The organism is Chitinophaga qingshengii (genome assembly GCF_014529935.1).
In the GTDB taxonomy this organism is placed as follows: domain Bacteria; phylum Bacteroidota; class Bacteroidia; order Chitinophagales; family Chitinophagaceae; genus Chitinophaga; species Chitinophaga qingshengii.
In genome coordinates, this window is the sequence record NZ_JACVFC010000018.1 from 1 (window position 1) to 425 (window position 425).

1 protein-coding gene is annotated in these 425 nt (G+C 55.5%); it reads right to left on the bottom strand.

Features of this window, described 5'->3' with window-relative positions; translation table 11 throughout:
- Positions 1 to 425: AMP-binding protein (locus ICL07_RS32160; protein WP_188092166.1), on the bottom strand; the 425-nt coding region annotated here is incomplete at both ends.

Here is a 425-nt window from a genome sequence, read left to right on the forward strand (position 1 = left end):
CTTTTACCGGATAGCTCTCCTGTAAGGCCAGCAGCGTATTCAATACCTGTGCATGCTCCACTACCACGCCTTTCGGCTCTCCGGTAGAACCGGAAGTATAGATCATATATGCAATACGGCCCAAAGAGGCCGCGGACAGCTCAACCCCCGGCACCTCTACAGCTGTGGCGGCATCAGGCGGGATCAGCGTGATAGCGGGATCGGCCTGCAGGTAATCCAGATGTATGGAAGTCTGCGCATCAGACAATACCACACGGGCGCCTGTGTCGCGCAAAATATATTTGATACGTTCCGCCGGATAACCAGGGTCCAATGGAATATAGTAGGCGCCAACTGCATGTACTGCCAATATGCTCACCAACATCTCCACCGAGCGCTCCAGGCAGAGCGCTACCGGCATACCCGCCTGCACCTGATGGGCAGAT